Origin of the sequence: Peptoniphilus senegalensis JC140, from assembly GCF_000321025.1 — a bacterium.
GTDB classification, from domain to species: Bacteria; Bacillota; Clostridia; order Tissierellales; family Peptoniphilaceae; genus Peptoniphilus_A; species Peptoniphilus_A senegalensis.
Genome location: NZ_HE610717.1, coordinates 146,516 through 170,256 on the forward strand (window position 1 = coordinate 146,516; position 23,741 = coordinate 170,256).

At 30.5% G+C, this 23,741-nt stretch carries 26 protein-coding genes and 1 other annotated feature; of the genes, 24 read left to right on the forward strand and 2 right to left on the reverse strand.

Annotated features, from left to right (window positions below):
* Position 1: 1 nt before the first annotated feature.
* Positions 2-340: a histidine triad nucleotide-binding protein gene (locus tag PTSHG_RS00840; RefSeq protein WP_019107034.1), complete on the forward strand. Its 339-nt coding sequence runs from the start codon at positions 2-4 to the stop codon at positions 338-340.
* Positions 341-492: 152 nt separating this feature from the next.
* Positions 493-1,245, forward strand: coding sequence for a YfjL-like protein (locus tag PTSHG_RS00845; RefSeq protein WP_019107035.1), 753 nt, complete (start codon positions 493-495; stop codon positions 1,243-1,245).
* Between the two features lie 66 nt (positions 1,246-1,311).
* Here PTSHG_RS00845 and PTSHG_RS00850 read toward each other — a convergent pair whose 3' ends face one another.
* A complete protein-coding gene (locus PTSHG_RS00850; RefSeq protein ID WP_019107036.1) occupies positions 1,312-2,454 on the reverse strand; it encodes a nucleotidyltransferase in 1,143 nt (380 codons plus the stop codon).
* 101 nt (positions 2,455-2,555) lie between these two features.
* On the opposite strand from PTSHG_RS00850, the gene PTSHG_RS00855 reads away from it, so the two are divergent.
* The 18 genes from PTSHG_RS00855 to PTSHG_RS00940 all read left to right on the forward strand — a co-directional run bounded on the left by PTSHG_RS00855 (position 2,556) and on the right by PTSHG_RS00940 (position 15,461).
* Positions 2,556-3,752, forward strand: a complete 1,197-nt coding sequence (locus tag PTSHG_RS00855; RefSeq protein WP_019107037.1) for an acetate/propionate family kinase — start codon at positions 2,556-2,558, stop codon at positions 3,750-3,752.
* Positions 3,753-3,824: 72 nt separating this feature from the next.
* Entirely contained in the window at positions 3,825-4,358 is a 534-nt protein-coding gene (locus tag PTSHG_RS00860) for a YceD family protein (protein ID WP_019107038.1), read from the forward strand.
* Between the two features lie 2 nt (positions 4,359-4,360).
* Positions 4,361-4,543: a 50S ribosomal protein L32 gene (rpmF, locus tag PTSHG_RS00865; RefSeq protein ID WP_019107039.1), complete on the forward strand. Its 183-nt coding sequence runs from the start codon at positions 4,361-4,363 to the stop codon at positions 4,541-4,543.
* 208 nt (positions 4,544-4,751) lie between these two features.
* A complete protein-coding gene (locus PTSHG_RS00870) occupies positions 4,752-5,120 on the forward strand; it encodes a NusG domain II-containing protein (protein ID WP_238318692.1) in 369 nt (122 codons plus the stop codon).
* The gene (locus PTSHG_RS00875) at positions 5,117-5,626 is read left to right on the forward strand and encodes a Gx transporter family protein (RefSeq protein WP_026088810.1); all 510 of its coding nucleotides are present in this window, start codon (positions 5,117-5,119) and stop codon (positions 5,624-5,626) included. The genes PTSHG_RS00870 and PTSHG_RS00875 overlap by 4 nt, the downstream gene beginning before the upstream one ends.
* A gap of 1 nt (position 5,627) precedes the next feature.
* Positions 5,628-6,203, forward strand: coding sequence for a Maf family protein (locus PTSHG_RS00880; protein ID WP_019107043.1), 576 nt, complete (start codon positions 5,628-5,630; stop codon positions 6,201-6,203).
* A 4-nt stretch (positions 6,204-6,207) separates the two neighbouring features.
* Positions 6,208-6,927, forward strand: coding sequence for a RadC family protein (gene radC / locus PTSHG_RS00885; RefSeq protein ID WP_019107044.1), 720 nt, complete (start codon positions 6,208-6,210; stop codon positions 6,925-6,927).
* A gap of 9 nt (positions 6,928-6,936) precedes the next feature.
* On the forward strand, positions 6,937-7,485 hold the full coding sequence (locus tag PTSHG_RS00890; protein ID WP_019107045.1) for an SGNH/GDSL hydrolase family protein: 549 nt from the start codon (positions 6,937-6,939) through the stop codon (positions 7,483-7,485).
* Positions 7,472-8,620, forward strand: coding sequence for a hypothetical protein (locus PTSHG_RS00895; RefSeq protein WP_019107046.1), 1,149 nt, complete (start codon positions 7,472-7,474; stop codon positions 8,618-8,620). Before PTSHG_RS00890 ends, PTSHG_RS00895 begins: the two co-directional genes overlap by 14 nt.
* Positions 8,607-9,050 carry a prepilin-type N-terminal cleavage/methylation domain-containing protein gene (locus tag PTSHG_RS00900; RefSeq protein WP_019107047.1) on the forward strand — a complete coding sequence of 148 codons (444 nt, stop codon included), beginning with the start codon at positions 8,607-8,609 and terminating at the stop codon, positions 9,048-9,050. The genes PTSHG_RS00895 and PTSHG_RS00900 overlap by 14 nt, the downstream gene beginning before the upstream one ends.
* A complete protein-coding gene (locus PTSHG_RS00905; RefSeq protein WP_019107048.1) occupies positions 9,034-9,408 on the forward strand; it encodes a type II secretion system protein in 375 nt (124 codons plus the stop codon). Before PTSHG_RS00900 ends, PTSHG_RS00905 begins: the two co-directional genes overlap by 17 nt.
* Complete coding sequence (locus tag PTSHG_RS00910) at positions 9,353-9,859, forward strand: type II secretion system protein (RefSeq protein ID WP_019107049.1); 507 nt, start codon at positions 9,353-9,355, stop codon at positions 9,857-9,859. The genes PTSHG_RS00905 and PTSHG_RS00910 overlap by 56 nt, the downstream gene beginning before the upstream one ends.
* The gene (locus PTSHG_RS00915; protein ID WP_019107050.1) at positions 9,852-10,817 is read left to right on the forward strand and encodes a hypothetical protein; all 966 of its coding nucleotides are present in this window, start codon (positions 9,852-9,854) and stop codon (positions 10,815-10,817) included. The genes PTSHG_RS00910 and PTSHG_RS00915 overlap by 8 nt, the downstream gene beginning before the upstream one ends.
* A gap of 14 nt (positions 10,818-10,831) precedes the next feature.
* Positions 10,832-11,389: an elongation factor P gene (gene efp / locus PTSHG_RS00920; RefSeq protein WP_019107051.1), complete on the forward strand. Its 558-nt coding sequence runs from the start codon at positions 10,832-10,834 to the stop codon at positions 11,387-11,389.
* Between the two features lie 12 nt (positions 11,390-11,401).
* Positions 11,402-11,710, forward strand: a complete 309-nt coding sequence (locus tag PTSHG_RS00925) for a CD1247 N-terminal domain-containing protein (RefSeq protein ID WP_019107052.1) — start codon at positions 11,402-11,404, stop codon at positions 11,708-11,710.
* 71 nt (positions 11,711-11,781) lie between these two features.
* On the forward strand, positions 11,782-13,050 hold the full coding sequence (locus PTSHG_RS00930; protein ID WP_019107053.1) for a dihydroorotase: 1,269 nt from the start codon (positions 11,782-11,784) through the stop codon (positions 13,048-13,050).
* A 90-nt stretch (positions 13,051-13,140) separates the two neighbouring features.
* Positions 13,141-14,898 carry a DUF4153 domain-containing protein gene (locus PTSHG_RS00935; protein WP_019107054.1) on the forward strand — a complete coding sequence of 586 codons (1,758 nt, stop codon included), beginning with the start codon at positions 13,141-13,143 and terminating at the stop codon, positions 14,896-14,898.
* Between the two features lie 11 nt (positions 14,899-14,909).
* On the forward strand, positions 14,910-15,461 hold the full coding sequence (locus PTSHG_RS00940; RefSeq protein ID WP_019107055.1) for a hypothetical protein: 552 nt from the start codon (positions 14,910-14,912) through the stop codon (positions 15,459-15,461).
* Positions 15,462-15,544: 83 nt separating this feature from the next.
* On the opposite strand, the gene PTSHG_RS00945 is transcribed toward PTSHG_RS00940, so the two are convergent.
* A complete protein-coding gene (locus PTSHG_RS00945; protein WP_019107056.1) occupies positions 15,545-17,179 on the reverse strand; it encodes a putative manganese-dependent inorganic diphosphatase in 1,635 nt (544 codons plus the stop codon).
* A 91-nt stretch (positions 17,180-17,270) separates the two neighbouring features.
* Here PTSHG_RS00945 and PTSHG_RS00950 point away from each other — a divergent pair, with 91 nt between their 5' ends.
* From PTSHG_RS00950 to ileS, 4 genes are all read left to right on the forward strand, one after another.
* A complete protein-coding gene (locus tag PTSHG_RS00950) occupies positions 17,271-18,467 on the forward strand; it encodes an aminoacetone oxidase family FAD-binding enzyme (RefSeq protein WP_019107057.1) in 1,197 nt (398 codons plus the stop codon).
* Positions 18,468-18,554: 87 nt separating this feature from the next.
* A complete protein-coding gene (locus PTSHG_RS00955; RefSeq protein ID WP_019107058.1) occupies positions 18,555-19,832 on the forward strand; it encodes an NAD(P)H-dependent oxidoreductase in 1,278 nt (425 codons plus the stop codon).
* A gap of 35 nt (positions 19,833-19,867) precedes the next feature.
* Positions 19,868-20,275 (forward strand): RrF2 family transcriptional regulator, encoded by a 408-nt coding sequence (locus PTSHG_RS00960; RefSeq protein ID WP_019107059.1) that lies wholly within the window; start codon positions 19,868-19,870, stop codon positions 20,273-20,275.
* Positions 20,270-20,458: a binding site (T-box leader), on the forward strand. (Overlaps the previous gene by 6 nt.)
* Before the next feature lie 54 nt (positions 20,459-20,512).
* On the forward strand, positions 20,513-23,614 hold the full coding sequence (gene ileS / locus PTSHG_RS00965; RefSeq protein ID WP_019107060.1) for an isoleucine--tRNA ligase: 3,102 nt from the start codon (positions 20,513-20,515) through the stop codon (positions 23,612-23,614).
* Positions 23,615-23,741 lie beyond the last annotated feature (127 nt).

Below are 23,741 nucleotides of genomic sequence, written 5' to 3' on the forward strand. Positions count from 1 at the left end.
TATGGACTGTTTATTTTGTAAAATAATTAGTGGCGAAATTCCTTCAGACAAAATTTATGAAGATGAACTTGTTTATGCCTTTAAGGACATAGACCCACAAGCGCCAACACATTTTTTAATTGTGCCAAAGGAACATATTGCATCAGCAGATGAACTTGATGAAAGCCACAAGGAATTAATTGGTCATGTATTTTTAGTTGTAAAAAAACTTTGTGCTGATGCTGGACTTACTAAGGGCTACAGAATTGTAAATAATTGTAAAGAAGATGGAGGTCAAAGCGTAGATCATCTTCACTTCCATGTACTTGGTGGAAGAAGTTTAAACTGGCCACCAGGTTGATTGATAGAAAATAAAAATATTTAATTCTATAATAAGTAGTGTTGATGATTTTGTGTAACGCCATAAAGTTAGACTAAATACCAGAGATGATTTATATTTTCTCTGGTATTTTTTATTGTAATATGATAAAAGTTAGTATAAGGAGTTAGTTTATGAATAATAAAAGTTATATTAAAAGAATTTTATTTGGATTTCTTATATTCTTAGTCATAATTTTAGCAATCTTTTATCTTTTATTTTTTGGGAATCCTATTTCTAGGCTCATGGCAGAAAGGTCTGCCACTAAATATATTGAGGCTCATTACAAGGACTTGGAGCTAAATCGCGACGAGACCTTTTATAATTTTAAGGACGGCTATTACACTGTAAGACTTCGCAGCAAAAAAAGCAAGGACACTAAATTTATGTTGGGATTTGATAGTTTTGGCAAACTAAAACAAAATACTTACGAAAACATTCTATTTAACACAGAGGTTAGATTATTAGATGAGTTAAGGGAATATGGGGCTACTATTCAAAAAAAGTATAATTTTCCTTATGAAATTTCTTTAAATACAATTGAGGATGTCCCTAGAGAAGACCTAGTATTAGATCAAGAATTTGATTTTGATAATTTTAAGGAAGAAGTGGGTGCAGAAGTTGTTGGGTTTTCAAAAAATCCAAATCTTGAAGAGTGCTTAGATGTTCTTTGCGATTCGCAAAAAATTTTGGACAAGACTTCTTTGAAGGTCACTAAATACGCTGTTATTTTAATTCCAGAAGAAAATAAAAAACCTGATGGAGAAGCCGAGTCATGGCAAAATTCTCTTGGAGTCTACGATGTTCCAGAAGATGTTGTAAGGAATAGGGATCTAAAGGAATTTACAAATATTTATGAAAAGTCAATAAGCCAAACTAAAGACTAATAAAAAACTCTCATTGTAAGAATGTCTCTTATGATGAGAGTTTTTTTGTATTGGTAAATTTGCAATTTATAATTTTTTATAAACTTCTCTTGTGAAGTCTGTTTTTATTTTTCCGGATTTTATATTATACAAATCACTTGCCAAGATTTCTTTATCAAGGATCTCTTTTGTGATCCCTGATGACTTGTCATAAAAGCTTTTAAAGGAATAAATTTTATTTTTATTTTTCGAATTTCTTAAAATTTCTATTCCTCTTTCATCACAAGCAAGGATTCTTGTGTAGGGTTCAGCAAAGGACTCTTTGATTAAATCTTTTTTTATGTCTAGTAAAATTTCTAAGATAAGTCTTTTTATTCTTGACCTACTATGCCTTTTTGAGTGAACTTTTTCTATAAACTCTTCAAAGTTTTTGGAGTCTAAATTTTCTATAATCCTATTTTCTAGTCCCACTTCATAGTCGAAGTAGTCAGTGAAATTTATTTTTTTTGCAATCATTTTGTATTTAAAGATTTCAAAATAATTTTCTAAATTATTTTCTGGGATTAGCTCATAATTTGGAATGAATTTTTTTATATCCTTACCTTCATAAGCAAGTTTTCTTATTAGTGATGCAGGAGCAAATTCTCCAAGGGCAAAATCATCCTTGTGATTTACATTTTTTCTTTTTATTGAGTGAGCTTGAATTTTAGAATTTAATTTTTTAAGACTTCTAATGTATTCAAGCCCAAGTATGTTATTTGGTCTTTTTAAAATTTCCTTTTCTTCTCGACTTAAAAAATCCATGGCAAGCTCACGAGCCTTTATATATGAATTGCCGTCAGCCAAATATTTTTTTATTTTATCATCATCTAAATTTCTCTTAATTTTTTCTGACAAGTTTTTTAAAATAGATGCATCATCTTCGCTTCCAAAGTAAAGTCTATCAATTATACCCATAGAATTTAAAATGGAAATGCCGCCACGAGCAAATATTTCTGCATTAGATGTTGCGTAGTGGAGGGGAAGCTCTAGAACGAGACTTGCACCATTATCTACTGCTAGTCGTGCCCTTTTAAATTTGTTTATTATGGCAGGTTCGCCTCTTTGTACAAAGTTGCCTGACATAATTACAAGGATATAATCGCTGTATTCATTTTTGATTTTTTGAATTTGGTATGCGTGACCCTTATGGAAGGGATTGTATTCTGCAATTATAGATGCAATTTTCATATTTTAAATCTCCAATTATTGACTAATGCCTACTTCTGTTATAAACTAATTATTAGTTATTATACTATATTTAATAAATTAAAAAAATACGAGGAGGAAATATGAAGATATTAGTAATTAATTGCGGATCTTCTTCTCTTAAATATCAACTTATTGATATGGAAACTGAAGAATTGATGGCAAAGGGTTTAGTTGAAAGAATTGGAATTGAAGGTTCCAGAATTAAACACGAAACAATAGGAAAGGAAAAGAAAACTATTGAAACTCCAATGCAAGATCATAAGAGAGCTCTTGAACTTGTAATGGAATCCCTAACAAATGAAGAATACGGCACAATTAAATCTCTTGATGAAATTGATGCAGTAGGCCACAGAGTTGTACACGGTGGCGAAGACTTCGCTCAATCTGTAGTTATCGACGAAAAAGTTTTAAAGGGAATTGAAGATAATGTTGAAATAGCTCCTCTTCACAATCCACCAAACATTATGGGAATCAAAGCCTGCCAAAGACTTCTTCCTAACGTAAAACAAGTTGCAGTATTTGATACAGCTTTCCATCAAACTATGCCAGCTGAAAGCTATATCTATGCACTACCATACGAGTATTATGAAAAATATAAAATTAGAAGATTTGGTTTCCACGGAACTTCTCACAGATATATCACTAAGAGAGCTGCAGAAATGCTAGGAAAAGACCTTAACGAAGTAAACCTAATCACTTGTCACCTTGGCAATGGTTCAAGTATTTGTGCAGTTAAAAATGGTAAATCAATTGACACATCAATGGGATTCACTCCACTTGAAGGACTTGCAATGGGAACTAGATGTGGGGACTTGGACCCAGCTATTCTTCCATTTATTATGGAAAAAGAAAATCTTTCTGCGGAAGAACTTAACACTCTTATGAATAAAAAATCGGGGGTATTAGGAATTTCTGGAGTATCAAGTGACTTTAGAGACATTGAAACAGCAAGAGATGAAGGAAATAAGAGAGCAAAACTTGCCCTTGATATTTTTGAAAAGAGAGTTCGTGGATACATTGGATCTTACATGACTGAACTTGACCATGTTGATGCAATTGTATTTACAGCAGGTGTTGGCGAAAACTCTGTTGAAATGAGAGAATCAATTGTAAATGGATTAAAATCTCTTGGAATTAAGATTGACGCTGAAAGAAATAATGTAAGAGGAGAAGACAAACTTATTTCTGCTGACGATTCTTCTATCAAGATTTTTGTAATTCCAACTAATGAAGAGCTTATGATTGCAAAGGATACATTAGAACTTGTTAACGCATAATTTTTGAGATTATTATTGACATTTGAAAAATAAAAAGCTATAATAATTTGTATGTATTTTTGAGGTGAGTATATGAAATTAGATCTTAGTACATTTTTATCATCTGATGATGTTAGGTTAGACTTTGAAGGTGAACTAAAGGAGAATGACACAGATTTTAATTTAGAAGATCTAAATCTCATCTATCCCATAGAGTACAATGGATATATTCATGATTTGACAGGGGAATTAGAACTTTGTCTAAATATTTCCTACAAATTCAATGCAAGATGTGATAGGTGCCTTAAAGAATTTGTAAATAAAAAAGAGACATCTTATCTTGCCTACAATTTTAAAGATACAAGTCTATATGATGAGGATTCTGTAGATGAATATTTTAAAATTGAAGATGATTCCATAAATCTTTCAGAGATAATCATCTCGCAAATTATTACTTCTATTAGTGGTAAAAATTTGTGTAGTGAAGATTGCAAGGGACTTTGCCCTCATTGTGGTAAAAACTTAAATGATGGACCTTGTGATTGCGAAGAAGAAGAGTCTATGGAAGAGGCAATGGATCCAAGATTTGGAAAGTTATTAGATTTATTTAAAGATGAGGAGGTGTAAAAATGGCCGTACCTAAGAGAAAAACTTCAAAACAAAGAAAGAACAAGAGAAGAGCATCTTCTTACAGATTAAATAAAGCAACAGTAGTTGAATGTCCTAACTGCCATGAAATGAAATTACCTCATAGAGTTTGTCCTTCTTGTGGACACTATGCAGGCAAAGAAATTGTTGCAGAAGCTGAATAATAAAGTGAGACTTAGGTCTCGCTTTTTTTATGCAATTTTTGACTCTATAATATTTTAGTTTATTCTAAAATTATTATAGAGTTTTTTTATAAGAGAATTTATTTTTTAAAAGTGAGTTAAAGTTAAACTATAATAAAATTTAATTTTTAAATATATGATAAACTTGTGCTATAATGAACTTATGGAAAAGTTAAAAAAAGCAGATATTTTGGTAATTGTATTAATAGTAATTGCTTCATTTTTGATTTATTTTTTTACGAATAAATTGCCCAAAGATGATGAAAGTCTTGCAAAAAATGTTGTTATTACTGTAGATGGAAAAATTTATAAAGAGATCCAATTAACTAAAGATACAGATGAAAAAATTGATATAAATACGAATTATGGCAAGAATGAAGTTGTAATTAAAAATGGAGAAGTGCATATGCACGAGTCTAATTGCAAGGATAAAATTTGCATAAAAATGGGAAAAATTTCTATTCCTGGGGATTCAATTATATGCCTACCCAATAGATTAATGGTAAAAATTGTCTCCGATGATAAAAATGACAATAGATTGGACATGATAATAAAATGAGAAAGAATAGAAAATTGATTTATTTGTCTCTACTCAGTTCCATAGGAATTGTATTAGGACTTTTTGAAAGTGTAATACCTCTTCCGATTGCGATTCCTGGTGCTAGGTTGGGACTATCAAATATAGTTGTTCTTGTGTGCATAGTTTCTATTGGATATAAAGAAGGTTTTTTTGTATCTATATTTAAAACTGTAATCTTGGCTCTTGTCACTGGCGCAGTTTCAAGTTTCTTCTTTTCTATGGGTGGAGCAATTTTAAGCTCTCTCGCCATGATTCTTTCTCACAAGTTTTTAAAAAAGTATTTGTCTTTAATTGGAATTAGTGAGATTGGATCATTTTTTCACAACTTAGGTCAAGTTTTAGTGGCATCCTATATTATGAAGACTACTGCCATACTTGCTTATCTACCCTTACTTGTAATTTTAGGTATTTTCACAGGTTTTTTTGTTGGTCTTACTTCAATCTACGTAGTGGATAATACAAATATTTCAAAAGAGAGAGGTTGAAATGGAAAAAATTATTTTGGCATCAAATTCTCCGAGAAGGAGAGAGATTTTAGGAAACTTTATAGACTTTAATGTAATCTCTAAGGAAATGCAAGAAATAAAAGATGACTCTTTTTCTCCTTGGACTACTGTAACTGCTCTTGCTTTTGAAAAGGGAATTGAAGTTGCAAAGGATTATGAAGACAAAATAGTTTTATCTGCAGATACCTTAGTTGAATTAGATGGAAAACTTCTTGGCAAACCTAAAAATCGTGAAGATGCAAGAGTTATGATAAAGAGTTTAAGTGGGAAAACTCACAATGTTTATACAGGCTATGCAATTTTTAAACTGTCTAAAAAAATTAAATATGTAAGCTATGAGAAATCCAGTGTCAGATTTTATGATTTAAGTGATGATGAAATTGAAAAATATTTAGACACTGATGAGTACAAGGACAAGGCTGGGGCCTATGGAATTCAGGGTAAGGGCTCACTTTTAGTTGAAAAAATTGAAGGCGACTTCTTTAATATTGTTGGTTTTCCAATTGGCAAGATAAATAGAGATTTAATGAAGTTATTTGGCTTTAGCTTATGGTGATTTTATGAAAGAGAGAGAAATTGAAAAATATACAATTAAGGAGATGCCTGAAGATGAGAGACCTCAGGAGAAACTTTTAAAGTTTGGTCCCACTTATCTTTCCAACGCTGAGCTTCTTGCCTTAATTATTAGGACTGGCTCGACTTGTGGAGATTCAGCGATTGATATAGCTAATAAAGTTCTTAAAAGTTTAAAATCAGAAAATGATAGAGATGGATTAAATAGTCTTAAAAATGCAAATTTTTCAAATCTTATGAAAGTTGATGGTATAGGAGAAGCTAAGGCGGCTATGATTATTGCCGCTGTACAACTTGGGTTGCGACTTTCTGTAAGTTCTTATGATTCTAAAATTAGAGTTACATCTCCCTCTATTGCTGCAAATTACGTTTTAAGTGATATGAGCATACTGGAAGAAGAACATTTTAGAATTATTACTCTTAATACAAAAAAGGAAATTAATTTTGTGAGAGAAATTTCAAAAGGAACTATTAATATGACTTTAGTCCATGCGAGGGAAGTTTTTAGAACAGCAATCTCAGATAATGCCCATAGCATTATTTTATTACATAATCATCCTACAGGCGACCCTCGTCCTTCAAAGGATGACATTGAACTTACAAATGATCTCGTGGAAGCATCAAAGATTGTTGGGATTGATATATTAGATCACATAATTATTGGAGACAATAAGTATTTTAGTTTTTTAGAGGAAGGACTTTTATAAGGAGGTTTTATGAGAATTTGTGCTCTTGGAGACTCCATATTTGAAGGATATTTGGCAGGAGGAAAGTCTCTAATTTATTATTTGTTGGGAAAAGGTTATGATATTGACAACTATGGGGTTAATGGTCTGACAACAGATGAACTTTTATATGCCATAAATAATTTAATTACTTATGATTTATATTTTCTTCTCATTGGTTTAAATGATTTTTATAATGGGAAATCTCTAGACTATGTCATGAAAAATATAAATAAAATTCTTGAAAAATTAAAGAGTTTAGGTGGGAAAATCATTGTTATGACACCTTACCCAACATCCCTCAAAAATTTAGACGAAGCTTATGAAAGCTTTATTAATTTTAATTCAGTTAACAAAAATATTGAAAATTTAGATAAAATTTTAAAAGAAAACGCCAAAGATTATGAAGTTATTTCATTTTATGATTATGCCAAAGAAAATTACATTGAAGATGACTTAATTGACGGAATTCATCCCAACGAAAAACTCCATGAGAAATTGGCAGTATTTGTAGAGGAAAAGTTAAATGGATATATTTGATGTATTGAGCAAAAAAATTGGCTATAGGAAGTTTTCAAATAGAGAGAAGATTTTATTTGTTATATTGATTTTATTATTTTTAGAATTCTTATTTTATAATTTTTTGATAAAGAGTGAGTCACAAAAAGTTTCTGAAGTTGAATTTAATGAAGGAATCGGAAGCGAAGATATTTCTTATGAATATAAGGGTCTTGAGAATTTTTCAAAGGAAAATATAGATAAGATTGCTCTTGAGAATAATTTGAACAGGGATAACTTTACAAAGGAAGGTCAGACAGACCTTGAGACGCTTTCTATATCTGGAAAGATTAATAATAGTGAGATTAATAAGATTTCGACTCTCATAAATTATTATGGCTATTCTAATATTGAGTTAAATAGGAGTGACGAAAATACTTTTACATATAGTCTGAAGGCAGAAAAGCCATCTACTGCAATATATTATTCTGACTTAAAGCGTGCTTATTTCAATGAAAGTGCAGGCAGTGAGAAAAAAATCGAAGAAGAAAGTAAGAAAGAAGAAACAAATTCAGATAAGGTTCTTTCTAGTAAGGCAGAGGAAATAAAAAACACTAAAGCTAAAGAAATAGAAAATACTAAGACAAAAAATATAGTTAAAGATAGCCTAACAGAAAAAGTTAAGGAAGAAGATAATCTAAATACTGACAATACAATAAAGGGTTACGAAGAAAAATTATCCTATTTTAATGGTAACATTGATAAGAGTAAGGATGAAAATATTTCTCCTAGTTTATTTGAAAAAATTGATAAGGAAAAATTTATGAGTTACAAGTTTATCGTGGACAGTAATGTTAAGACAAGTTTTTATAGTGAATCTGGAATTACTTCTTTTTTTGTAAAGGCTAATGATATCTATGACCTTGTGAAATTGGGTGTGGAAAAACACTGCGATGGCATTTCTCTTTCACTATTATTCCCCTATGATTCTTGCAAGGAAATTGGAATTATAAATATTTCTGGCGACAAAATTCCCTTTACAGGAAAAGTTTATCAAGGGGAATGGTTTAGAATAAATTTATTCGCAGAAGATATTAGTTACATTTATTTTTTGCCACAAAATAATGAAGATTTATTCTTTTTTGTAAAAGAAGTTGAATATAATGAAGAAATTTAAAGCTTTTACTCTTATTGAACTAATAATAACTATAGGAATTACACTGATTATTTTGTCAATAGGTATGCTTAACTTTAATGTTCGAGATAAAATTGAAGCTAAGGAGCAAATAAGGACTCTGGCTATTGATATTAAATTTGCAAAAAATTATGCTCAAGTAAATAATTGTAGGACTAATGTAAAAATAAAAGATGATGGCTATGTTTTGGATTTTGCTGGAAAGACTAAAAGTATAAAATTTAATAAGTTACTTAAACTCAAGTCAACAAATGTAAGAGACATTAAGTTTACATCTGATGGTAAGCCATCTTATAGGGATAGCAATAACTCTGCAGGCACGATTATTTACACTATAGGGGACAAGAAACCAATTAAAATAACAGTAGAGCCTGTCACTGGCAAGGTGAATTATTATGAAGTTGAAAAGTAAAAATCGTGGACAGTTGATGCTTGAAGTTTTATTCTCTATAGCGATTATTGGACTTATTGCATCTGTGATTATGCCAAATATTATCACACTTTTAGAAAATCAAAATCATATTAAAGAAAGAGAAGAACTCATTTATTCTATAAATTCAAAAATGGAAGAGATAATTGGCGAAACTTATAACAAAAAGGATTTCAATTTTGATGGAATAGAAGATGAGAATGAAAATTTTGAAATCAATGTTACAAAAAATAGTGATGGGAATTTAGAACATGTAATTGTAAGTGGAAAGAGGCGCGATAGTGATGAAGAAATTAAACTTGAAGTTTACTTGCCGAAGGAAGGGTTATTCCCTAATTGAGCTTGTACTTTCCATTGCAATGTTATTAATTATTGCCATGGTTTTGACATCAATTCTCGGAATATCTCAAAAGGCTTTAAATAAAACTTACAAAAATCAAAATATAAATTCAGATATGTCCTACGCAATTGATTACATAAAGGATGAAATAGAAAGTTCAGACTATTACACTTATATTGGTGGACATATTTATTTTATAAAAAGAGTAGACAATAAATATGTTTATATAAACTACTTTAAAAATGAGAATAGACTCTATAGATATGCATCTGTAGAGGATGAGCTTAAAAAATTTGATAAATTGCCGAGAAATGGTAATAATCCTATGACAGAGGAAATTAAAGATTTTAAAATTTCAGATGATAGCGGTTATTTTAGCATTTATTTAAAGTACAATGACTTAGATAAAATAAATATTAAAGTAGCAAAGAGGATACAAATTTATGAATAGAAAAGAGAAAGGTTATATTTATATTTTTACAATTGTGTTAATTTCAATTTTGGCTCTTTTCTTTTATTTTATCTATTCATACACAACAAATAGAGCCTACATAAACTTTAATAAAGTTGAGAAAATTCAGTCAAAATATGCAGCAGAATCTGTTTTAAATATGAAAATTTCTGAAGAAAGCTTTTATGAAGAGGTAGAAAATTTTATGTTTGCTTGGGAAAATACAAAAAATTTAAAGGTAAGTGCTAAGCCAAGTGATACTAAGGTTGAAAAACTTCAAATAAAAAAACTAGAGCTTAATGATAAAGAAAAATCAGAGGATTTAGTTGAATTAATAACAGAAGTAAAATATAAGAATTCATTGGCAGCTGCAAGGATTAAGGCAAAGGCTATAAATAAAATTTATAAAGAGGAAGATGGTATTTTAAATTCAGGTAAACTTCCTAAAGATGATTTAGAATTAATTAGAAAATCCTTTGAAGAAAATAACTGGTCCATGAGTGGCAAAAAAGTTATAAATTTAGATGGAGATTTTATTTATGGCATAAAGGGTTCTAAAAAATATATTTTTGAAGAAGTTGAAGAATTTGATGAAGAAAGTGGAGAATTAGTTAAAAAAAGAAATCCTCTTTATTCACTAGGAGATGTTGATGTAATAATACAAAAAAGTGGTACTCTAAACTTTGAATCGATAACAAAAAATCAAATTTTCATATTAAATGACAAAGTTTTGTTTAATGATAAAGTAATATCTGGTATAATTATTTTAAATAATAATGCACAAATTGTTAATAATGGCAAATTAGAGGGATATTTAATAGATTTATACGACAAAAATTCTGGTATAGACGTTGAATATCATCAACAAGTCTTAAAATATTTTGGTTTAGTGTTGCCTGATTATATAAAATTTCAGCCCATTTCACTTAACTATTATGATTTAGAAGACAATACTTAATAATGGAGGAAAATATGATAACAGCAGGAGATTTAAGAAAAGGACTTACATTTGAATGGGACGGAGATGTTTGGGTTGTAATAGACTTTCAACATGTTAAACCAGGAAAAGGTGCAGCTTTTGTAAGAAGTAAAATTAAATCAGTACTTACTGGTGGAATCAAGGATACAACTTTTAACCCATCAGAAAAATTTGAAAAAGTTGTAATTGAAAATAAAGAAATGCAATACTTGTATTCTGATGGAGAACTTTATTACTTCATGGATCAAGAAACTTATGAACAAATTCCATTAGAAAAGAGCATGGTAGAAGATGCACTTAATTTTATGAAAGAAAATGATATGGCAACTATTAACTTCTATAAGGGTAAAGCTTTTAGAGTTACACCACAAAATTTTGTTGAATTAGAAGTTACTCAAACTGAACCAGGTGTCAAAGGAGATACATCAAGTGGTGGCTCTAAACCTGCTACTGTAGAAACAGGTTACACTCTTAATGTACCACTTTTCATTAATACAGGCGACATCATAAGAATTGACACAAGAGATGGCGAATACATGTCTAGAGTTTAATTTGGAGGAAATATGGAATATTTATTAAAGAGAATATCTTATTTACAAGGACTTTGTGACGGATACGATTTAGACACTACTACTAATGAAGGTAAAATTATTTCAGAACTTGTAGATATTTTAAGTGATGTAATTGATGAAATGAGAGAATCACGTGAAGAAATCGAAGATTATGTTGACATTATTGAAGAAGATCTTGCAGATTTAGAAGATTATATTTATGATGATGAAGATGTAGATTTTGATTTATATGATGATGACTTTGACTTCGATGATTTAGAAATCTATGACGAAGATCAAGAAGAAAGTGATGCAGAATAATTAAATTTTTAAAGAGCGAGGTTTTTCCCTCGCTTTTTTTAAAATAAAATTATATTTATATAGGAGTTAATATGATTATAAAAGGCGGAAGAATAATAGACCCTATTTCAAAAATTGATGAAGTCCTTGATATAAAAATAGAAGGGAAAAAAATCACTGCAATAGAAAAAAATATTGATGTGTCAAAAAATAAAGGCGAAGAAGTAATTAATGCCAGCGGCAAAATTGTTGTTCCTGGATTTGTTGATGTCCATGTCCACTTTAGAGATCCAGGTCAAACTTATAAAGAAGATTTAGAGACTGGAAGTCAGGCAGCAGTAGCTGGAGGTTTTACTACAGTAGTTCAAATGGCTAATACAAGTCCAAAAATTGATGACAGCGAGAAGATTATTGAGCATTATAGAAAGGCGAGAGAACTTCCTCTAAAGGTATTTACAGTTTCAGCTCTAACAAGGAATTTTGGAGATTTAGAACTCGTTGACATGGAAGAAAATTTTAAAGCAGGAGCTATTGCTTTTACAGATGATGGAATTCCAAATAGAAATTCAAAATTAATTTTAGATGCTATGAATCGTGCAAAAAAATTAAATGCGATAATTTCTTTTCATGAAGAAGACCCAAATTTAATTGAGCAAAATGGGATAAATCATTCAGAAGTATCTGAAAGTTTAAATATTTATGGATCGCCAAGTATTGCAGAAACATCTTTTGTAGCAAGGGATGTAGCAATGGCAATTTATACTGGTGCAAAAGTTTCTATCCAACATCTTTCTACTGGAACTGGAGTTGAACTTGTTAAATTTGGAAAATCAATGGGTGGGAATATTTTTGCAGAGGTAACGCCACATCATATTGCACTAAATGATGATGCAGTTTTAAAATATGGAACTCTTGCAAAGATGAACCCACCATTAAGAAGTGAAAAGGATAGAAAGAAGATTATTGAGGGAATAAAAGAAGGAACGATAGAAATTATTGCCACAGATCATGCTCCCCACAGTGCAGAAGAAAAGGAAAAGGAGCTAACAAAAGCACCGTCAGGAATTATTGGACTTGAGACATCTTTTTCTATTTGCTATGAAAATTTAGTTTTAACAGAAGAAATATCCCTCATGAAATTAATTGAACTTATGAGTACAAATCCTGCGAGAATATATGGGCTTGAGGGCGGAGAGATTGCTAAAGATAAAATTGCAGATATTACAATAATTGATCTTAATAGTGAATATAAAATAACTAAATTCAAATCAAAATCATCAAACAGCCCCTTTAAAGATAGAATATTAAAAGGGGAAGTCCTTTATACAATTTCTGAAGGTAAAGTTGTCTACCAAAAATAAATATGTCAAAGTGGATACAATGATAAAGATTTAATCCAAAAGCTTTAAAAATCAATGTATTTGATATATTATTAAAATTAGGAGGATACTATGAAAATTTTTAATTTTACACTATTTAATTTTAACAGTATTAAAAATACATTTAAAAGATTCCCCTTAACACTTATTTCTACAACACTTGCTACAATTTTTTTGATTTTATCAACTTTTGATGAGTATGATGAAGCTTTTAATAATAAAATGATTAGCTACGGTTTAGTGTTTGTATTTGGGATTTTTCTTTTTGCCTTTGTGAAACTTTTTAACGAAGGATTAAGAAATTATTATGACCTTAAAAATTTAAAAAATAATAATTTGATAAAGATACTTTCTTATTTAATTACGATGCCAATTCTTTATGGAATTTATGAGTTGATTTATGACGAAAGTTCTGTATTTGCTTATTATGAGAAGAATTTTATATACTTTACCCTAATTGCAGCACTTATAGTTGGTTCAGCTTTTGTGGGGAAACTCAATTACCATAAAGATTATGTTGCCTATGTGGCGAAAATTTTAAAAGCCTTTATAATTGCCAATATTTATAGTTTTATTGTTTTTATTGGTGTCAGTGGAATTATTTTTGCCTTAGAATCTTTATTCAAATTTAATTTTGCAGATTTGGTTTATCTTAGAGTGGCCATATTTTCCTTTATACTATTTAATGTTGTGACATTTTTCGCTGATTTTCCAAAGGTTAGTGATTCCTTTTTAGATTACAAATATCCAAAGGCTTTTAAAATTCTTTTAGTTTATATAATTACGCCTATTGTAATTATTTATACAGGTATTTTGTTGGCTTACTTTATAAAGATATTATTGCTTTGGCAAATTCCTAATAATTTAATCGTAAATTTAGTAATTTGGTTTGCAAGTTTTGCTGTTATTTATTTATTTTTTATATCAAGGATAGATTCAATTGATTTTATAAATAAATTTAAGATTATCTTTCCTTTTACTCTTTTTCCACTTTTGGCAATGATGTTCTTTGCAATTTATTTGAGAATTAGAGAGTATGGCATTACAGAAAATAGGTATCTAGTAGTTGCAGGAGGAGTTTGGATTTTATTATCTCTTATTTATTATATTTTTTATAGAGATAATTCTAATATTACTGTGCCAATATTTTTATCAGTTATTATTTTGATATCAGGCATTGGTCCGGCATCTGCAACAAGTCTCAGCGTCAGATCTCAAAATTCAAGGTTTGAAAAACTTTTGAAAGAAAATAAGATGTTAGCTGGAGAAGAAATAAAGCCAAACTTAAATATTGATAGCGATGCAAAAAATCAAATAATTGACATTGTAAGCTATATGGTAAGGACAGATAGGGTAGAAGAGCTTTCCTATATGCCAAAGGATTTTAAATTAAGTGAAGATTCCTTTAAAAAATTATTTGGATTTAGTAACATTATAGAAGACAAAGATTATTTGGGTTACTCTTATAGCGACAACCCTAGAAGTGAAAATGACCTTGGTTTCAATATAGACATTGATGGTTATAAAAATTTGATTTTTGTATATTCTTTAGATGATTATATGACTTCTGGATCATATAAATTTGAGAGAAATAAAAAGAATATAAAAATATATAAGAAATCTCATGATGGTTACAAGCTTCAAATGACAATAGATTTAGCCAAGCTAAGGGATAAGCTTAAGCTTTTGAAAAATACAAAGGATTCAATAAGTATGGAAGATTTGGCAATTGAAGAGAAGGACTATAAAGTTGTTTTCACTAATATTTATTTTGGAGATAATGATAATATTGAAAATGGATATATTGAATTTTACTTTATGACAAAATAAGGAGTGGTCTCTTGTACTATATTAATTTTGAAAATGATGTTTTTATTGATGATGAGATTGATTTGAGAGTTTTATCAGATATTTTAAAAATTTATCTAAATAAGTGTGACTCTTATCAAATAAAGGCATTAAAGGAAGATGAAAAATCAAAGAAATTATTGCAAGACTTTGCTATTTATTCAGAAGATGATGCCTATGAAAACATATATCAGGGAATAATAGACGAAGATTTCAAAAAAATGATTTTAGAAAATTTACTTGGAGACGGAGCCTTGAATTTTATGGGGATAAGTCTCTATGATGATGGAATTTTAAAAATCGAGATGATAAATTATGGAAGCGAAGTTTACATCTATGGATTTGATGAAAAATCTGTTGTTGCCTTCTCTGAAGAGCTAGAAAAAGTTTATGGTATAAAAGACTTAAATGTCTATATAGATGAGAGTTATGAAGATGATATTGATAAGGAAGAGCATCATGACCACCATCATCATGAGAACTGTGGCTGCACTACAAAGGATGATGAAAATTCAAGTGGCTGCCATGGAGATTGTTGTAAATAAAATAAAAAATAAAGAGAAAGAGTCTATCAAAATTCACTTGATAGGCTCTTATTTATTGAGAAAATATTTAGTTAAAAAATTTTTTATGATAATTCTTCTGAAATTGCTGAGGATACTTTTGGAATAAGTTGTTTTTTCCTTGATAGAAGTCCTTTAGCTAAAAATTTGTCTCCAAGGAGTTCTTTATCAAATTTTTGGGCTATAGCTTCTTTAAAAGAGCCGGAAAGAATAACTTCAGAAACTTCCTTAAAAATATCTGTAATCATTAGGACAAAAGTTTCTGTATCTGATTTATCTACGAAGCTTTCCATTGCTTCTTTTAATTCTTTTTCAACAGAAACTATGCTATCTAAATCCATAGTAAAGATTTGACACACTCTAACATTTACGCCCTCTATGGAAAAGTTTTTGACATCACTTTTTAATAGTTCGTCTGGTTTTCTTCCTTCTAGGCTTGTGCCAGCTTTAAACATTTCCATTGCAAATTCATCTACATCAATAGCTGCGATTTTTTTCATCTTGTTTAATACATACTTGTCTGTATCAGTAGAAGTTGGGGACCTAAACAAAAGTGTATCAGAAATTATTGCTGCACAAAGAAGACCTGCAACCTCGCGAGATGGTTTTATTCCATTTTCAAAAAACATTTTTGAAACGATTGTAGCAGTTGAACCAACTGGTTCATTTCTAAAATAAATTGGCGAATTTGTAGAAACATTTGCGACTCTGTGGTGATCAACGATTTGCACAATTTCGGCGGAGTCGATGTCGTCAATAGATTGATTTCTTTCATTGTGGTCAACTAAAATTATTTTTTTCTTTAAATTTGAAATTAAGTGGTAACGGGAGATATTTCCAATTACTTTATTTTTGTTATCAAGGACTGGATAAGACCTAAATCTTGATTGTGCCATTTTTTCACGAACGTCGTCGATTAAATCGTCTTTGTGGAAGACTACAAGGTCATCTCTTGTCATTACATATTCAACTGGAACAGCTTGGGGTAAAATTCTTGCAACCATAAAAGTTGAAAGTCCAGTGGAAATAACAGCTACATTATTTTCTTTTGCAAGCTCTAAAAGTTTGTCATCAAGCTTACTTGAAATTGTTAAGATTAGAAGAGAAATTCCTTTACGGATAACAGATTCTTGATCAGTAACATCATCTCCAACAATAACTATATCGCCTTCATTTATTAAATCTTGATTTTTTATGGCTTTTACTGCCATTTTACCAGATAATTTTCTAGGGTTTTCAGGGGAAAATAGGACTTTGCCTCTAAGCACATCTATAATATTTTCAAAGCTTGTGTTGCTCCTTCCAATAATGGAGTCATCCCAAATTTCCATGTAAGTTGATGCAATATTTGATAGACTCACAATTCCAATTAAGTTGTCATCATCGTCAACAACGGGAAGAGAATTGATATTATTTTTTTGAATCAAATCCATTGCAGATGCCATAGAAAGACTTGGATTGACACAATAAGCAGCGTCTATTTCTATATCACGCACTTGTGGTTTTATAGAAGTTTTTAATCTTGGCTTCTGAACATTAAAATGGTTTAGCACAAATTCAGTTTCTCTATTTAGATTGCCTAATCTTATTGCCTCAGCATCTTCGCCCATCTTGTTTTTTAGTTCTGCAAGAGCTATGGCAGAACATATACTATCGGTATCAGGATTTTTATGTCCTGTTATATAAATTTTATTTTTCATAATGCCTCCAAATTTCTTTGATATTATAGCACAAATTTTGTAAATTATTGTAAAATTCTATAATTTTAGGATATAATTTATCTGTGATACTATGAATATAATAATTATTGGTGCAGGACCATCGGGAATGGTTGCTGCAATAAATGCAAAAAATGAAAGTAACAATGTAATACTGCTAGAAAAAAATGACAGAGTGGGCAAAAAACTTTTGGCTACGGGAAATGGCAGGTGCAATTATACAAATTTAAGCTTGTCAGAAAAAAATTATTCATCGCCAGATTTTGTGAGAGAGACATTAAGGGAATTTTCCAACGAAGATTTGATAAATTATTTTAAGGTCTTGGGACTTGAGTCAACAACTGATGGCAAGAGAGTTTATCCCATAACTTTAAAGGCAAATTCAGTCCTAAATATTATTATGTATTGGCTAGAAAAAAAAGGAATTGAAATTAAGACAAGCACTGAAGTAAAAGAAATCAAAAAGAATAAAAGTAGCTTTGATGTAATAACTAATGATGAAATAATTAAGGCTGATGTAGTTGTTGCAGCCTTTGGTGCGAAATCTATGCCAGTAAGTGGTTCCGATGGAAAAAGTTTTGAAATTTTAAAAAAACTTGGCTTAAAGATTAGTGAATTAAAGCCAGCTCTTACGCAAGTAAAGTTAGAATCGAAATATTTAAAGCATCTTAGTGGTACAAAAGTTCTTGGCAGTGCAAAATTATTTAAGGAAAATAAAAAAATAGATGAGAGATGTGGAGAAATTTTATTTACCAATTATGGAATTAGTGGACCTCCAATTTTAGATTTGTCAGTAAATATTTCTGAAGATAATTACCTTGAAGTGCCCCTTATAAATAATGTTGACGAAAATACCTTAGAAATGCTTTACAATAGATATTATATGTTTCCAGATTTTTCACTTGAAGAATATTTAATGGGAATAGTTGACAAGAAATTTATTCATTACATAGTTGATTATTTAGATTTGGATAAAAAAACTGCGATGAATATGATTTCTATGGGAGATTTTGAAAAAATCATTGGTATTTTATTGAAGTCAAGATTTAAGGTAATTGGCACGACAGGATTTAAAAATTCTCAAGTGACAAGAGGAGGTGTAGATTTATCTGAAATAAATAGCTATGACTACTCCTCAAAAAAATTTGATAATTTATATATTATTGGCGAAGCTCTTAACATTGATGGAGACTGTGGTGGTTACAACCTTCACTTTGCTTTTGCCTGTGGATATAGACTTGGTAAAATGTTAAGTGAAAAAATTTCATAAAATATTTGCAATGGATACAGTTTCAGATTAAAATATTTTTTGCGAATAAAATTAAATTTTAATACTTGCAATAGATTTGGAGGAAGAATGTTTTACTTACAAAAAAAATTAAAGGAATATGGGAATATTTCTGTTGGAATAGTTGGCTCAGGTATTATGGGCACTTCACTATTTACCTTGTTAAGTCAAAATGAAAATTTTTATCCCATAGTTTTTTCATCAAGAAATAAAGTTACATTAAAAAATGCAATAGATTCAGCAAATATTAAGGAAGATGACTTTGCCTTTACAGATAACTTGGAGGAGGCAAAAATTCTTTTAAAAGAAAAAAAATGTATAGCTACAACAAATAATTTAATAGCGGCAACTCTTGTTGATTGTCTTGTAGATTGCACTGGCGATACTGAGACTGGAGCGAAGTTATCTCTAGCTGCAATAGAAAATGGCGTTGATATAGTCAGCCTAAATGTTGAGATGGATGCAACTGTTGGTCCTATCTTAAAAATTATGGCTGATGAAAAGGGGCTAGTGTACTCTGGAACTAAAGGAGACGAACCTGGTGCTATTGTAGAAATTTATGAATTTGCAAAAAACTGTGGTTTTGATGTTTTAGTTCTTGGCAAGGGAAAAAATAATGAACTAAATAATTATGCAACTCCAGAAAGTTTAAAAGAGGCTGCAGAGAAAAAGGGAATAAATCCTAGAATGTTAACATCCTTTGTAGATGGTACTAATACCATGATTGAGTTAAATGCCGTATGTAATGCACTTGGTTTTGTACCAGATATTAGAGGATGCCATTTTGTAGAAACAAGTCCAAAGAAAATTGCAGATGATTATAAATTGAAAGAAGATGGAGGAATTTTAAATTCCTATGGAGTAGTTGATTTTGCCACTGGTATCGCACCAGGAGTTTTTGCAGTTGTTAAAGCAAAATCTAATATTATAGATGAAGAAATGAAATATCTTTCTATGGGAGAAGGGCCAAATTATACAATATATAGGCCTTATCACTTGACTAGTATAGAGACTATAATTTCTATAATAAAAGCCGTTGTTCTTAGAGATTCTTCTATTGCTCCTTTTGGAGAACCTTATGCAGAGACAGTTGCTGTTGCCAAAAGAGATATAAAAAAGGGCGAAAAATTTGATTCAATTGGCGGAGAGATGATTTTTGGGACGTTAGAAAAAAAATCAGACCAAGTTAAGGGAAATCACCTTCCAATAGGGATAGTAACTGATGGTTCCTTTGCAAAAAGAGATATTAAAAAGGGAAGTTTAGTTACTTATGATGATATATTTTTAAATGAGGAATCGGAAATAGTAAAATTGAGAAAAAAACAAGATAAGTATTTCAAAATGTAAATAAAGATGATATAATATGCGAAATGGGTGATTAAATGAGAATAACACAAGAGACAGATTATGCCTTTAGAATTGTTAGTTATCTTGCAAGAAACGAGGGTAAAGTTGTTGGAGCACCACAAATTGCTGAAAGCGAAGGTGTCACAAAGAGATTTACTCTTAGAATTTTGAGAAAATTAAATTTGGCAGGAATAACAGATGCTAAAAGAGGTTCTAAGGGTGGATATTATTTAAAAAAACCAAAAGAAGACATAACACTATATGATATACTTAAAGCAGTAGATGGTCCTATTGTAATAAATAGGTGTTTACAAGAAGATAGCTATTGTAATAAAAACAAGGCAAATGAAGTGGGAAGTTGCAAATTTCATGTTACACTAGCAATGATGCAATCAAACATTATTAAAATGTTTAAGAATGAAACAATAGACAATTTTATATAAGCTATGATGAGGACGGTAAATTTAGTAGAACTAAGAGAGCAGTTGTTTGGTGCGAAACTGTGTTTTATAAATTTACGAATCACCTCGGAGCTCAAAGGTCAAAAGCCTTTGCGCATTTGCGTTAAAAAATTAAGTGATAGTTACCTATAATTAGGGTGGTACCGCGGCTAGTTCGTCCCTTCTCATTTGAGAGGGGACTTTTTTTATAAATAATTTAGGAAGAATAAGGAGTTTTAGATGAAAAATTTTAAAGAATTGTCTAAAGACAAAGTGAGTGTAAGGGAAGAAGAAATCTCAAAATTTTGGGATGAAATAGACCTTCTCCACAAATCAGTAGAAACAAGAAAAGATGGCAAAAATTATATCTTTTATGAAGGACCTCCAACTGCAAATGGTAAACCTGGAATACACCATGTAATGGCTAGAACTTTAAAGGACTTAACTTGTAGATACCATACAATGCTTGGATATAAAGTTAAGAGAAAAGCAGGTTGGGATACTCATGGACTTCCAGTAGAAATTGAAGTAGAAAAGAAACTTGGTCTTCACAACAAACAAGATATTGAGTCTTATGGAGTGGAAGATTTTAACAAAAAATGTAAGGAATCTGTTTTTGAATATGAAAAAGAATGGAGAACACTTACTAGAAGAATGGGATATCTAATTGATTTAGACCATCCTTATATAACTCTTGAAAATTCTTATATTGAGTCAGTATGGAATATTTTGGACAAGATGTTTAAAGATGGACTAATTTATGAAGGACATAAAATAGTTCCTTATTGTCCAAGATGTGGAACTGGTCTTGCATCTCACGAAGTTGCACAAGGTTATGAAGAAATTAAAACAACTACTGCAACTTGTAAATTCAAATTAAAGGATAAAGAAAATGAATACTTCTTGGCATGGACAACTACGCCTTGGACTCTTCCATCAAATGTTGCCCTTGCAGTAAATCCAAAAGTTGAGTATATAAAAGTAAAACATGCAGATGGCAATATTTATTATGTGGCAAAACCACTTGCAAAGGCAGTATTTAAAGATGAAGAATTTGAAGTAATAGAAGAATTTCTTGGTAAAGATTTAGAGTATAAGGAATACGAACAACTTCTAAATTTCTTGACGCCAGACAAAAAAGCCTTTTATGTAATTTGCGCTGATTATGTAACTACTGAAGATGGTACTGGTATAGTTCACATTGCACCTGCCTTTGGTGAAGATGACTATCAAACTGCAAGGGGCTATGATTTACCAATGCTAAAACCTGTTGATGAAGAAGGCAAATTTACAGACACACCTTGGAAAGGTCAATTTGTAATTGATGCTGATCACGATGTACTGCACTATTTAATGGATAATGACTTAATGTTTTCAAAACAAAAAGTAGTTCACAACTATCCACATTGCTGGAGATGCCATACTCCGTTAATTTATTACGCACATCCATCTTGGTACATTGAAGTTACTAAGTTTAAAGAAAAATTAATTGAAAACAACAATGGAGTAAATTGGTTCCCAGATTTCGTTGGAGAAAAGAGATTTGGAAATTGGCTAGAAAACTTAAATGATTGGGCAATTTCAAGGTCAAGATATTGGGGAACACCACTCCCACTTTGGAGATGTGAATGTGGTCACGTTGAGTCAGTTGGTTCAATAGAAGATCTAAGAAATAAAGCAATAGAAGATGTTCCTGCTGACGTTGAACTTCACAGACCTTATGTAGATGATATTCACATAAAATGTCCAAAGTGTGGCAAAGAAATGAAGAGAGAAGCTGATGTAATTGATGTTTGGTTTGACTCTGGAGCAATGCCTTTTGCTCAATGGCATTATCCTTTTGAAAATAAGGACAATTTTGGCGAACTATTCCCAGCAGACTTTATCTCTGAAGGAATTGACCAAACAAGAGGTTGGTTCTATTCACTTCTTGCAATATCAACTTATATGACAGGTAAGAGTCCTTATAAAAATGTACTTGTAAATGACCTAATCCTTGATAAAGAAGGAAAGAAAATGTCAAAATCAAGAGGAAACACAGTTGCACCTTTTGAACTCTTTGACAAATATGGTGCTGATGTTGTTAGGTGGTATCTTCTTTATGTATCACCACCATGGACTCCTACAAAGTTTGACGAAGATGGACTTCGTGAAATTGAATCAAAATTCTTTAGGTCATTGAGAAACACTTACAACTTCTTTAGCTTATATGCAAATACAGACAATATTGACCCAAGAGAGCACAAGGTAAGTTATGATGACTTAGAAGAAATCGACAAATGGCTGCTATCAAAATACAATAGACTTGTAAAAACTGTTAGAGAAGACATGGAAGTATTTGAACTTACAAAAGTTGTAAGAGAAATCCAAGATTTTGTAATAGAAGATGTTTCTAACTGGTACATCAGAAGAAATAGAAGGAGATTTTGGAAGACTGACAAAGATAACACTAAGCTTGCAGTTTATAAGACAACTTACGAAGTCTTACTTGGCGTTACAAAATTAATTGCACCAATTGTTCCATTTATCTCTGAAGAATTATTTAAGTCACTTACTGATGAAGAATCTGTCCACTTGACAGACTATCCAACTTATGATGAAAATATGATTAATGATAAAGTTGAAGAAAAAATGGACTTAGTAAGAGATTTAGTAACATTGGGAAGAGCATCAAGAGAAGAAGCTAAGATTAAAGTTAGACAACCACTTTCAAAGGTTATAATTGATGGAAAATATAAGGAAATAATCGGCGATTTAACTGATTTAATGAAAGAAGAACTTAATGTTAAAGAGGTTGACTTCGAAGAAAATCTTTCTGAATATATGGAATTTGAACTTAAACCAAACTTTAAAGTTTGTGGCAGTATCTTAGGTTCTAAGGTTAAAGACTTTGGCAAATATTTAAGAGAAACTGATGCAAAAGAATTTCTTTCAAAATTAAATGATGGCGATGTAAATATTGAAATCGCTGGAGAAGAAACTGAAATTAAAAAGGATTATGTTGAAGTAAAGATCAGTGCAAAAGAAGGTTTTGACGTTGTAATGGATAACAACCTATTTGTAATCTTAGACACTGAACTTAACGAAGAACTTTTAAATGAAGGTTATGTAAGAGAGTTTGTATCAAAGATTCAACAACTTAGAAAGAAAAAAGATCTAGATATTCTTGATAATATTAAAATTTCCTATAAGTCTGACGAAGAAGTTGAAAAAGCTATTGAAGTAGACAAGGAATTTATTAAATCAGAAACTCTTGCTCTTGAAATTCTTAATGAAGAAACAGATTCTGAAGTTGAGAACCTAAATGGTCATGACATTAAAATAAATATTGAAAAAATGTAAAAAAATAAAGGCTCTGGGAAACCGGGGTCTTATTTTTTTGACTTGATTTATATAAAAAATTAACTGTGGTTAACAAGGGTCTAGTCTCTATAAATCAACATATAACATAAAAAAAGGGAATATATTT